Source organism: Pseudomonas sp. 67(2021), assembly GCF_017491835.1.
Taxonomy (GTDB): Bacteria; Pseudomonadota; Gammaproteobacteria; order Pseudomonadales; family Pseudomonadaceae; genus Aquipseudomonas; species Aquipseudomonas atacamensis.
The window spans coordinates 138,683-150,908 of the sequence record NZ_JAFGYL010000012.1; the positions used below are offsets into that span (position 1 = coordinate 138,683).

Below are 12,226 nucleotides of genomic sequence, written 5' to 3' on the forward strand. Positions count from 1 at the left end.
ACAGCGGAAGGAGGTGCAGCGGAGCAAACCGTAGCCGCTGCGCCCGGATCAGTCCCGGAGCGAAGGAACCCGAGCCTGCGAGGGCCGAACGCAGGAGCAAGCCTTTTCGGTTACCTTTTCGGCGTTTGGAAAAGGTGACTCGCCGTAAGGGCGAAACCGCCAGCCGCAACACCCGCAGAAACGGATATACACCCACCCCCCCCAGAGCATGGCCGGCCCAAAGGTCGCCAAGACCAAAGCGCGCTTAAGCCAAATCCGGATCCCGCGAAGAACGCAAGGAATTGCTCTCAAGCTCATACCGCAACTCCCCCACCAACGCCTCGACCGCCCCAGGCGTACGCAGCGAAGCCAGATCCAGCCCGCTGATCACCAGATCCACCTGCCCCGAATCCCGGTGATACAACTTGACCGTCAGCGAATGATCACCATCCACCGAACACTCACAAGCTAGCGGCGCAAAACTGTGCTCGAGCCGAGCGCGCAACTGCGCAAGATTCATCATTGACGTTGTTCCTATGACTGTTTCAAAAGGGGCACGATCGCAAACCCGAAATGGTCTACACCGCACCCCACCAGCCTAAGAACACAACGCCTTGGCCAATACATGAATTTGCACCCTTGTAACTAGTGCATTTGCACCCCTCAGCGCTGGCCCTTGGTGCCCCACTCTCCCGAAAACAAACCGCGCTCCCGAGCCCAGACGATCGCCTCGCTGCGGCTATGCACATCGATTTTCGAGTACACAGTGGCAACATGATTGCGCACGGTATTGGGCGCCAGTTTCAACCGCGCGGCGATCTCCTTGTCCGCCAGTCCTTCACAGATCAAACCCAGCACATCGCGTTCACGGGCCGTCAGGTCAGTGAACGAGGCACTTGGCAGCTGCGGCGAGTTGATCTTCTTCACGTTGGCCAGCTTCTCGATCAGCGTTCGGCTGAACCACGACGCATCTTTCATCACTTCTTCGATCGCCGCGACCAGCTCAAGCTCAGTGCGCTTGCGCTCGGTCATGTCCATCAACACCAGCAAATAGCAGGACGTGTCGTGAATGTTCACGGTGTCGGCCGAGACCGCACACTCCAGCAACTCCTCGTCCTTCTTGCGCACCGGCACATCGACCCGATCGACCCGACCGTTCTTCGCCAGCGCCGACAGCAGTCGCGTGCGCGCGCCGTCATCGTGGATGAAGCTCAATTGCGTCACGGTTTTCCCGAGTACGTCATCGCTGTCATAGGCCAGGGTATCGAGAAATGCCTGGTTGACGTCGATGACCTCCTGCTTTTCAGCGGTGCAGATCAGAATCGGCACCGGAGTCAGACGAAAAGCCTTGGCAAATCGCTCCTCGCTCTGACGCAAGGCCACTTCGACCCGGCGCCGAGGCTCCATGTCGACGAAGGAGAACAGCATGCAATTCTCGTCATTGAGCAGCAACGGCTGACCGGCAACGATCACCTGTTTACTGCCACCGTCGGGGAGGCGCAGTTCTGCCTGCATCTGCGGAATGGTCGCGACATCGCGCAAGCGCTGAACGGCCAGATCGCGCTGATCGGCCTGCTCGAAGATATCGATTTCGTAAGCCGAGGTGCCGATCACCTGATCGCGGGTATAGCCGGTCATTTCCAGAAAGCCCGGGTTGACCTTGATGTAACGCAAATCGCTGAGACGACAGATCACTGCCGGCGCGGGGTTGGCGTTGAAGGTTTTTTCGAAGCGCAGCTCGGCGTTGGCCCAATCGGTGACGTCGCTCATGATCAGCACCAGCGACTCGGGCTGGCCGACGCGGTCGGTCAGCACCATGCTGCGCACGCTGTGCACCCAGACCCGCTCCGGGTCGTCCACGGACGAGACTTCGATCAGCACATCATTGAACGCCTCGCAACGGGCGACGCGGCTGATCGGGTAGTTGTCCGGCGGCAAGACATGATTGTTGCGATAGCGCAGCGTGAAGCGTTTGGCGTACTCGTCGGCGTTGCTGCCCAGATCACCGATGGTGCTGACACCGTGCATGGTCAGCGCCGCTTCGTTGGCCCAGAGAATGCTTTTGTCGAGTTCCAGCAGAATCACCCCGTCCGACAGCCCGGCGATGATCTGCTGCAACTGGCGACGGTTGGTTTCGGTGGTCAGGACTTCCTGGCTCATTGGATCTCCACACTGTAATGCGGCTAGGTGAAGAGTACGACCGCAGCGGCTCGGGATCGTGCCACAGCCTCAAAATCGCCAGAAACCCCTGTGGGAGCGAGCCTGCTCGCAAAAGCGCAGTGTCAGATAGGCCATTCGGTGACTGACCCGGCGCATTCGCGAGCAGGCTCGCTTCCACATGTTTGCTTGGTGTGTTTACCTTAGGCGGCACGCTCGCTGGCCGCCACCATCGCCGAAGCCGCGAGCATCGCCCTTAGCAACACCGCGCACCCCGCCGCCAGATCATCCGGCGCTGCATTTTCGATTTCGTTGTGGCTGATCCCACCCTCGCATGGCACAAAAATCATTCCCGCCGGGCCTAACTCGGCGAGGAAAATCGCGTCATGCCCGGCGCCACTGACGATGTCCATGTGCGACAGACCCAGCCCTTTCGCTGCGCCGCGCACCGCTTCCACGCAGCCCTTTTCGAAGTACAGCGGCGGGAAGTCGGCGGTCGGGGTCAATTCGTAAGAAAGGCCGTGCTCTTCGCAGGTCGCCTCGATCACTTGTTTCACTTCGGCAATCATCGAATCCAGCCGCGCCGGCTCCAGATGCCGGAAGTCGAGGGTCATGCGCACTTCGCCGGGGATCACGTTGCGCGAGCCGGGATAGGCTTGCAGGCAGCCGACCGTGCCGCAGGCGTGAGGCTGATGGCCGAGGGCGGCGCGGTTGACGGCGCCGACGATCACCGAGGCGCCGACCAGGGCATCCTTGCGCAGGTGCATCGGCGTCGGGCCGGCGTGGGCTTCGACGCCGCGCAATTTCAGGTCGAACCACTTCTGCCCTAGCGCGCCGAGTACCACGCCGATGGTTTTCTCTTCGTCCTCGAGGATCGGGCCTTGCTCGATGTGCGCTTCGAAGTACGCGCCGACTGGATGCCCGCTGACCTTGCGCGGGCCGGCGTAGCCGATGGCATTCAGTGCTTCGCCGACCGTGACGCCATCGGCATCGACCTTGGCGAGGGTTTCTTCGAGGGTGAATTTCTCGGCGAAGACTCCGGAGCCCATCATGCACGGGGCGAAGCGTGAGCCCTCTTCGTTGGTCCAGACCACCACTTCCAGCGGCGCTTCAGTTTCCACGCCGAGGTCGTTGAGGGTGCGCAGCACTTCGACGCCGGCGAGCACACCGAAGCAGCCGTCGAACTTGCCACCGGTGGGTTGAGTGTCGATGTGGCTGCCGGTCATCACCGGCGGCAGGTTCGGGTTGCGCCCGGCGCGCCGGGCGAAAATGTTGCCCACGGCATCGACCGTGACGCTGCAACCGGCGTCCTTGCACCACTGCACGAACAGGTCGCGCGCCTGGCGGTCGAGGTCGGTCAGGGCCAGGCGACAGACGCCGCCTTTGACCGTGGCGCCGAGTCTGGCCAGTTCCATGAGCGAGGCCCAGAGGCGATCGCGGTTGATGTGCTGATGGGTGGATTGCAGAACGTCTACGGCTGCGTTCATGGGGATCTCCTCAATGCTGATGCCGATAGTGCCCATGCTCTGCGTGGGCATTCATCCATGGACGCTCTGCGTCCGCTGTTGGGACGCGGAGCGTCCCGGGCTGCATTCCCACGCAGAGCGTGGGAACGATCATGTGTTACACCGCGGTTTTTACGGCAGAAGGCTGCGCCCGCATCACGCACAACCCGTAATAAATAATCCCGCCCAACGCCGAGCCGGTGAACCAGCCATAGCTGTAGAACCAGCTGAACGCGTCGCTGCCCAGCGACAGCAAGGTCAGCGCCACCGGCACGCCAAAGGCGAGAAAACCGGCCCAGTTCCACGCCGGATACACGTCATCGCGGTACAGCCCCGCGAGGTCCAGTCGCTGTTTCTTGATCAGGAAATAATCCACCACCATGATCCCGGCGATCGGCCCGAGCAGGCTCGAATAGCCCAGCAGCCAGTTCGAGTACACGGTTTCCAGGCTGATGTCGGAAACGATCAGGCCAAGCTTTTTCAGCAGTTCATGGCCCATCAGCACCAGCCCGACCAGACCGGTGAGCAACACCGCTTTGGTGCGGTTGATCACCTTCGGCGCGATGTTCTGGAAGTCATTGGTTGGCGAGACGATATTGGCGGCGGTGTTGGTCGACAGTGTGGCAACGATGATCAGCGCCATGGCCACAGCGACCCATACCGGGCTCTGGATATGGCCGATCAGCGTGACCGGGTCGGACACGGTGACGCCGACCAGTTTCACCGATGCGGCGGTCATCACCACGCCCAGCGCGGCGAAGAGGAACATGGTCAGCGGCAGGCCGAAAATCTGCCCGAGGATCTGATCCTTCTGGCTCTTGGCGTAGCGACTGAAGTCGGGAATGTTCAGCGACAGCGTGGCCCAGAACCCGACCATTGCCGTCAGCCCTGCCGCGAAGTAACTCACCACGCTGGCGCCTTCCGGACGCTTGGGCGGGATCGCCAGCAACTCAGTCATCGACACATTGGGCATCGCCCACACCAGCAGGCCTATGCCCACCGCCACCAGTAACGGCGCCGACAAGGTTTCCAGCCATTTGATCGACTCGGCACCGCGAATCACCACCCACAGATTCAGCGCCCAGAACACCATGAAACCGATCACCTCGCCGGTGCCGCCGAGGGATTTCCAGCCCTCGAACACCGAGCCAAGAAACAGGTGAATCGCCAGGCCGCCGAACATGGTCTGGATGCCGAACCAGCCACACGCCACCAACGCGCGGATCAGGCACGGCACGTTGGAACCGAGAATGCCGAACGACGAGCGCAGCAGCACCGGAAACGGAATGCCGTACTTGGTGCCGGGGAAAGCATTGAGGGTGAGCGGAATCAACACGATGACGTTGGCAAACAGAATCGCCAACAGCGCTTCGCCGACGCTCAAGCCGAAATAGGCGGTGAGCACGCCGCCGAGGGTGTAGGTCGGCACGCAAATCGACATGCCGACCCACAGCGCGGTGATGTGCCATTTGTTCCAGGTGCGTTCGCGCACCTTGGTCGGTGCCATGTCGTGGTTGTAGCGGGGACTGTCGAGGACATCACTGCCCGCTTCGAGCTCGTACAAGCCGTCGCGCTCGGTCACTTGTGATCTGGTCTGTTGCATGGCCGCTCCACTGTTCTTCTGATTATTTTTTGCTCATCAGGCGGCTGGCGCATACGACGCCAGCCGGACGATGGCCGGAGGAACTGACAACTTTCATGCACCGGCCATGGTGTCAGCGGCGGGATCAATAAACGTGCCGGGTCTGGCGCTTAACGCTTGGGCGGTGCACTGAACGCTTTGCAACTTTCTGATATTCATCAGTTTTAATTGAATATTCGATGAGTCCGGGAAAACTTGTCTGAACGCTCAGGCTAAACGTCGGGCAAGTTGTCCGAAGTGTCAGGACTCAAACTGGTGCACTGCATTTATTTTTGTCGGTGAACCCGCAACCGCAGTACAACTTCAAGCGGCTGATTTCACATAGGAAATCTTGCTCATATTTCCATCCTGTCAAGTGCGTCAAAATGGTGAGCAGCCTCACCATTTTGGTGATTTCCATTATTTATCCTTATTTATCAATAGCTTGAAATAGCTATAAGCTTATAAAAAATATTCTTGATCATTCTTGAAATCGCGACTAGTTTCTATTCCTGACAGCGATGACAGGAATACGAACTGCGCCGCTGTACTTCAATAAAACATCTAGAACCGGCACAAGTCGGTCATGCCTGCGAGGAATCCGGAATGTCTCTGTTGATCCGTGGCGCCACCGTTGTTACCCATGATGAAAGTTACCGCGCCGACGTCTATTGCGCTGACGGCGTGATCAAAGCCATTGGTGAAAACCTCGACATTCCCGCCGGCGCCGAAGTGCTCGACGGCAGTGGCCAGTACCTGATGCCCGGCGGCATCGATCCGCATACGCATATGCAACTGCCGTTCATGGGCACCGTTGCCAGCGAGGATTTCTACAGCGGCACCGCTGCCGGCCTGGCCGGCGGCACTACCTCGATCATCGATTTCGTCATTCCCAATCCGCAGCAATCGCTGATGGAAGCGTTTCATCAGTGGCGCGGCTGGGCGCAAAAGTCTGCGTCGGACTATGGCTTCCACGTCGCGATCACTTGGTGGAGCGAGCAGGTGCGCGAGGAAATGGCCGAGCTGGTCAGCCACCACGGCATCAACAGCTTCAAGCATTTCATGGCCTACAAGAACGCGATCATGGCCGCCGACGACACTCTGGTGGCGAGTTTCGAGCGCTGCCTGGAACTTGGTGCGGTGCCGACCGTGCACGCGGAAAATGGCGAGCTGGTCTATCACCTGCAACGCAAGCTGATGGCCCAGGGCATTACCGGGCCGGAGGCGCATCCGCTGTCGCGACCTTCGCAGGTCGAAGGTGAAGCCGCGAGCCGGGCGATCCGTATCGCCGAAACCATCGGAACGCCGTTGTACCTGGTGCACGTTTCCACCAAGGAAGCTCTGGACGAAATCACCTATGCCCGCAGCAAGGGCCAGCCGGTTTACGGCGAGGTGCTGGCCGGGCACTTGCTGCTTGACGACAGCGTCTATCAACACCCGGACTGGCAGACCGCCGCCGGCTACGTGATGAGCCCGCCGTTCCGTCCACGCGGCCATCAGGAGGCGCTGTGGCACGGGCTGCAGAACGGCAATCTGCACACCACCGCCACCGACCACTGCTGCTTCTGCGCCGAGCAGAAAGCCGCCGGCCGCGACGACTTCAGCAAGATTCCCAACGGCACCGCCGGTATCGAAGACCGTATGGCGGTGTTGTGGGATGAAGGCGTCAACTCCGGACGATTGTCGATGCAGGATTTCGTCGCGCTGACCTCCACCAACACAGCGAAGATTTTCAATCTCTATCCACGCAAAGGTGCGATCCGCGTGGGCGCCGACGCCGATCTGGTGCTGTGGGATCCGCAAGGCACACGGACCATTTCCGCCAAGACCCACCATCAGCAGGTGGACTTCAACATCTTCGAAGGCAAGACCGTGCGCGGCGTGCCGAGCCACACCGTCAGCCAGGGCCGCGTGGTCTGGGCCGACGGCGACCTGCGCGCCGAACGCGGCGCCGGACGCTACATCGAACGGCCGGCCTATCCGGCGGTGTTTGATTTGTTGAGCAAGCGGGCGGAGTTGCATAAGCCGACTGCCGTTAAACGCTGACCCCTAGTGATCGTTCCCATGCTCTGCGTGGGAATGCAGCCCGGGACGCTCTGCGTCCCATTGGAACGCAGAGCGTCCCTTGGGGCATTCCCACCCAGAGCGTGGGAACGATCAACCACTGCCCACCAGAGGCAGCACCTCAATTAGCCATGAGGCCATAAACCGTGATCGAGACCCTGAACCACCTCCCCCACCCGCAAGAAGGCGCGGCCGTCCTTGCCGGCCATTTCACTGATCTGGCGCCGCCGCTCAATGCCCGGCAGGCGCATCTGGAAGCCTCGCGCTGCCTGTATTGCTACGACGCGCCTTGCGTCAATGCATGCCCCAGCGAAATCGACATCCCGTCATTCATCCGCAACATCCATCAGGACAACGTCCAAGGCGCGGCGCAGAAAATCCTTTCGGCAAACATCCTCGGCGGCAGTTGCGCGCGGGTCTGTCCGACGGAAATCCTCTGCCAGCAAGCCTGCGTGCGCAACAACGCGCAGGAATGCGCGCCCGTGCTGATTGGTCTGCTGCAACGTTACGCCGTGGACAATGCGCATTTCGCTGAACACCCGTTCCAGCGCGCCCCGGCCACGGGCAAACGTATCGCCGTGGTCGGCGCCGGGCCGGCCGGGTTGTCTTGCGCCCATCGCAGCGCGATGCACGGGCATGACGTGGTGATTTTCGAAGCACGGGAAAAGGCCGGCGGGCTCAACGAGTACGGCATCGCCAAGTACAAACTGGTCGATGACTACGCGCAGAAGGAACTGGATTTTCTCCTGCAGATTGGCGGAATAGAAATCCGCCACGGCCAGAAACTCGGTGCAAACCTCACCCTCAGCGAACTGCATCAGCAGTTCGACGCGGTATTCCTCGGCCTCGGCCTGAATGCCAGCAAGCAACTCGGTCTGGCCCACGAAGACGCGCCGGGCCTGCTCGCCGCCACCGATTACATCCGCGAACTGCGCCAGGCCGATGACCTCACGCAACTGCCCTTGGCTGAACGCTGCATCGTTCTCGGCGCCGGCAACACCGCGATCGACATGGCCGTGCAGATGGCCCGCCTCGGCGCGCGCGACGTCAATCTGGTGTATCGCCGTGGTGCCGCAGACATGGGCGCCACCCACCATGAGCAGGACATCGCCAAAGCCAATCAGGTGCGATTGCTGACCTGGGCCCAGCCGCAGCAAGTGTTGCTCGATGATCAGGGCCGCGTGCGCGGCATGCGTTTCGCCCGCACCGATCTGGTTGAAGGCCGTCTGCAAACCACCGGAGAAACCTTCGAGCTGGCTGCCGATGCGATCTTCAAAGCCATCGGCCAGAGCTTCGATGACAGCGCTCTCAGCGATCCGTTGGCGCGCGAACTCAAGCGTCAGGGCGAACGCATCGAGGTCGATGAACACCTGCGCACCAGCGTCCCCGGTGTGTATGCCGGCGGCGACTGCACCAGCCTCGATCAGGACCTCACCGTGCAAGCAGTGCAGCACGGCAAACGCGCCGCCGAGGCGATCAACGCTCAACTGATGCTCAACGTGGAGGCTGCGTAAATGGCCGATCTCTCGATAGTCTTCGCCGGCATCAAAGCGCCCAACCCGTTCTGGCTGGCGTCCGCACCACCCACCGACAAGGCCTACAACGTGGTCCGCGCCTTCGAAGCGGGCTGGGGTGGCGTGGTCTGGAAAACCCTGGGTGAGGATCCGGCGGCGGTCAACGTTTCCTCGCGTTATTCGGCGCATTACGGTGCCAATCGCGAAGTGCTGGGCATCAACAACATCGAACTGATCACCGACCGCTCGCTGGAAATCAACCTGCGCGAAATCACCCAAGTGAAGAAGGATTGGCCGGATCGCGCGCTGATCGTGTCGCTGATGGTGCCGTGTGTCGAGGAGTCGTGGAAACACATCCTGCCGCTGGTCGAGGCCACTGGCGCCGACGGCATCGAACTGAACTTCGGTTGCCCCCACGGCATGCCCGAACGCGGCATGGGCGCGGCGGTCGGCCAAGTGCCGGAGTATGTCGAGCAGGTGACGCGCTGGTGCAAGAAGTACTGCTCGCTGCCGGTGATCGTCAAACTCACCCCGAACATCACCGATATCCGCGTCGCTGCCCGGGCGGCGCATCGTGGTGGCGCCGATGCGGTGTCGCTGATCAACACGATCAACTCGATCACCAGTGTCGACCTGGACCACATGGTCGCCCTGCCCACCGTCGGCAGCAAAAGCACTCACGGCGGTTATTGCGGTTCGGCGGTCAAGCCGATTGCGCTGAACATGGTCGCGGAAATTGCCCGTGATCCGCAGACCCAGGGTTTGCCGATCTGCGGCATTGGCGGCATCGGCAGCTGGCGCGACGCCGCTGAGTTCATGGCGCTGGGCAGCGGTGCGGTGCAGGTGTGCACGGCGGCGATGCTGCATGGTTTCCGCATTGTCGAAGAGATGAAGGATGGCCTGTCGCGGTGGATGGACAGCCAGGGTTACGCCAATATCGCCGAGTTTTCCGGGCGCGCCGTGGGTAACACCACGGATTGGAAGTACCTCGATATCAACTACCAAGTCATCGCAAAGATCGACCAGGAGGCGTGCATCGGTTGCGGGCGTTGCCACATCGCTTGTGAGGACACCTCACACCAGGCGATCGGCAGTCTGAAACAGGCCGACGGTACGCATAAATATGAAGTGATCGATGAGGAATGTGTGGGCTGCAACCTGTGCCAGATCACCTGCCCCGTGGCCGACTGCATCGAGATGGTGCCGATGGACACGGGCAAGCCGTTTCTGGACTGGAATCATGATCCGCGCAACCCCTACCACGTCGCGGTTTAATTGATCGTTCCCACGCTCCTGCGTGGGAATGCAGCCCGGGACGCTCTGCGTCCCATTGGAACGCGGAGCATGGGAACGATCAATTTCGCGAGGGAGCGCGCCTGCTCGCGAAGAGGCCAGCCCGGCCACCACAGGATTCAAGGCTCCAGCCCGATCCCGCGCAAAATCACACCCGTCACGGTCTGCACCGCCCGTTCGAACTGCATATCCGACAACGGCTGGTGATCATTGAGAATGTTCACCTGATGATCGAAGTCGGCGTAGTGCTGGGTCGACGCCCAGATCATGTACAGCAACCCCGACGGCTCCACCGGCAGAATCCGCTTGTCCTCGACCCACTGGCGAATCTTCGCTTCCTTCATCTTCGCCCAGTCATACAGGCTCGCATCCAGCGCCTCGCCCAGGGTCGGCGCGCCGTGGATGATCTCGTTGGCCCAGACTTTCGAGCCATAGGGCCGGCTGCGTGAGTGGTTCATCTTGGCGCGGATGTAGCTGCTCAGCACCACGCGCGGGTCGTCGAACATCTCGAAGCACAGCGCGTCCTGCTTCCACACTTCCAGCAGATCGAACAGCACTGCGCTGTACAGCTCGCTCTTGGTGCTGAAGTAGTAATGCAGATTGGAACGCGGCAACTGCACTTCGGCAGCGATGTCCGCCATGGCGGTGCTGCCGAAGCCTTTTTCGGCGAAAACCTTTTCCGCCGCCAGCAGGATTTTCTCGACGTTACTGCGGCGAATTTCGATCTTGTGATTGCCCATGTGGGCTCCCTGACAACAGCGTTGCGCAAGACTAGCATCCGCTCTGATCCGGGCGCGACCGCCGCCAACAAAACTTCGCAGGTACAAGCGCTATGGCACAGCGCTCACACCGATAGGCGTTGGTTTATTCACGCCCAAATTACCTTCGACCTGCCCGGCCATGTGCAACGTGCCAGCCATCACCCCCGTCGTCGGGTTCTGCAGCAGCTTCTGCCAGGCCTTGTCGAAGGTATTGCCGAGGCTGCTGCGGATCAGCGCTTCGCTGTCGGGGCGGTCGTTGGCCTGGATGATTGCGCGTATGCCGGCCACGCCGACCGAAATCATCGCCCCGGCGAGTTTACCCGCCGCTGCCGCCACCGCACTGGCGGCGCCGCGCGGGGCCATTTCTGCTTCGATGCGCTGGCTGGCGCGCTTGGCCACCGGAGCCATCGCCGCGTCGGTAGAGGAAATGCCCCTGGCGCCGCCGTCGGTGTGGATCTTGTCGATCAGCGCGGCGTACGCCGGGAGGGTGTTGAGCGGCTCGGTGCTGATGACTTTGAACAGCGAAGCATCCCGCGCGGGCGGCGGGCCGAGGGCGATGGCCGGGATCTTCTGCAAGCGCCCGTTGAGCTGCGCAATCGGCACACCATGACGCTGGGCGATGAGCGGCATCTGCTGCGCCATCAACTGCGCATAGAACGCCGTGGCCTGCGCCAGAATCGCATCCGGATCGATCTCCACGGCGACCGGCGCGAGGACTTTTTCCTGATATTGCTCAAGCAGATACGCCGCCAGCCGTTTCGCCGAAGCGTCCTGCTCACCGCCGGCGCTGATCGTGTACCAACTGACCTTCATCGACAGCCATTCCTGGGTCCAGTAGCTGCTGAACCAAGGGATGAAATTTTCTTCAGTTTGCTGATAGACCCGAGTGCGCCAATGTTCCATCGAGCCACGGGCGAACAGCTTGACCTGCTCGGTGGCCTGTTGCGAAGCGCTGAGGATCTCGCGGTCGATCTGCTGCCAGGTTTGCGCAGACACCACCACCGCTTGCGGCGCACTCACCGGCGCCCGAGCCGAGGTGGCGCAGCCGGCCAGCAAAAGCAGTGCGGCGACGACCAGCGCTCGTGGGTTCACGGTGGTGGTGTCCTTTGGCTTGGGGAGGTGCAGGTTTGAGTATAGGTGGGTCAGTCGATTTCGATGCTGAAGGTTCCGGCCTCTTCGCGAGCAGGCTCGCTCCCACATCTGAATGCCTTGCACCTGTGGGAGCGAGCCTGCTCGCGAAGGCGCCATCAGCCCCACTGCAAATGCTCAACCATCACCGACATCGATATCCACCATCGCCACGATTGCCTTCCGCCCTCCCATGATGAAAGG

Annotated in this window: 9 protein-coding genes; 3 read left to right on the forward strand and 6 right to left on the reverse strand. The window is 61.2% G+C overall.

The features are described 5' to 3' along the window. Positions 1–244 precede the first annotated feature (244 nt). The 4 genes from J5M66_RS16485 to J5M66_RS16500 all read right to left on the reverse strand — a co-directional run bounded on the left by J5M66_RS16485 (position 245) and on the right by J5M66_RS16500 (position 5,244). Positions 245–502: a DUF1652 domain-containing protein gene (locus tag J5M66_RS16485; protein ID WP_123442222.1), complete on the reverse strand. Its 258-nt coding sequence runs from the start codon at positions 500–502 to the stop codon at positions 245–247. A 140-nt stretch (positions 503–642) separates the two neighbouring features. After that, positions 643–2,139, reverse strand: a complete 1,497-nt coding sequence (locus tag J5M66_RS16490) for a helix-turn-helix transcriptional regulator (protein ID WP_071172794.1) — start codon at positions 2,137–2,139, stop codon at positions 643–645. Positions 2,140–2,339: 200 nt separating this feature from the next. Then, a complete protein-coding gene (locus J5M66_RS16495) occupies positions 2,340–3,623 on the reverse strand; it encodes a Zn-dependent hydrolase (protein WP_207808550.1) in 1,284 nt (427 codons plus the stop codon). Positions 3,624–3,759: 136 nt separating this feature from the next. Continuing rightward, positions 3,760–5,244 (reverse strand): NCS1 family nucleobase:cation symporter-1, encoded by a 1,485-nt coding sequence (locus J5M66_RS16500; protein ID WP_024013288.1) that lies wholly within the window; start codon positions 5,242–5,244, stop codon positions 3,760–3,762. A gap of 624 nt (positions 5,245–5,868) precedes the next feature. Here J5M66_RS16500 and hydA point away from each other — a divergent pair. From hydA to preA, 3 genes are all read left to right on the forward strand, one after another. Then, on the forward strand, positions 5,869–7,308 hold the full coding sequence (gene hydA, locus J5M66_RS16505; protein WP_150741059.1) for a dihydropyrimidinase: 1,440 nt from the start codon (positions 5,869–5,871) through the stop codon (positions 7,306–7,308). A 164-nt stretch (positions 7,309–7,472) separates the two neighbouring features. Beyond that, positions 7,473–8,840 (forward strand): NAD(P)-dependent oxidoreductase, encoded by a 1,368-nt coding sequence (locus J5M66_RS16510; protein WP_207808548.1) that lies wholly within the window; start codon positions 7,473–7,475, stop codon positions 8,838–8,840. Then, a complete protein-coding gene (preA, locus tag J5M66_RS16515) occupies positions 8,841–10,115 on the forward strand; it encodes an NAD-dependent dihydropyrimidine dehydrogenase subunit PreA (RefSeq protein ID WP_207808547.1) in 1,275 nt (424 codons plus the stop codon). Between the two features lie 137 nt (positions 10,116–10,252). On the opposite strand, the gene J5M66_RS16520 is transcribed toward preA, so the two are convergent. Further along, positions 10,253–10,873, reverse strand: coding sequence for a TetR/AcrR family transcriptional regulator (locus J5M66_RS16520; protein ID WP_024013291.1), 621 nt, complete (start codon positions 10,871–10,873; stop codon positions 10,253–10,255). Between the two features lie 90 nt (positions 10,874–10,963). Beyond that, the gene (locus J5M66_RS16525) at positions 10,964–11,986 is read right to left on the reverse strand and encodes a hypothetical protein (RefSeq protein ID WP_207808546.1); all 1,023 of its coding nucleotides are present in this window, start codon (positions 11,984–11,986) and stop codon (positions 10,964–10,966) included. Between the last annotated feature and the right edge of the window lie 240 nt (positions 11,987–12,226).

What these genes read in the sequence shown, in the direction of transcription:
- J5M66_RS16490 (WP_071172794.1), bottom strand. Translation starts at nt 2,139, where the DNA reads ATGAGCCAGGAAGTCCTGACCACCGAAACCAACCGTCGCCAGTTGCAG.
- J5M66_RS16485 (WP_123442222.1), bottom strand. Translation starts at nt 502, where the DNA reads ATGATGAATCTTGCGCAGTTGCGCGCTCGGCTCGAGCACAGTTTTGCG.
- J5M66_RS16520 (WP_024013291.1), bottom strand. Translation starts at nt 10,873, where the DNA reads ATGGGCAATCACAAGATCGAAATTCGCCGCAGTAACGTCGAGAAAATC.
- preA (WP_207808547.1), top strand. Translation starts at nt 8,841, where the DNA reads ATGGCCGATCTCTCGATAGTCTTCGCCGGCATCAAAGCGCCCAACCCG.
- J5M66_RS16500 (WP_024013288.1), bottom strand. Translation starts at nt 5,244, where the DNA reads ATGCAACAGACCAGATCACAAGTGACCGAGCGCGACGGCTTGTACGAG.
- hydA (WP_150741059.1), top strand. Translation starts at nt 5,869, where the DNA reads ATGTCTCTGTTGATCCGTGGCGCCACCGTTGTTACCCATGATGAAAGT.
- J5M66_RS16495 (WP_207808550.1), bottom strand. Translation starts at nt 3,623, where the DNA reads ATGAACGCAGCCGTAGACGTTCTGCAATCCACCCATCAGCACATCAAC.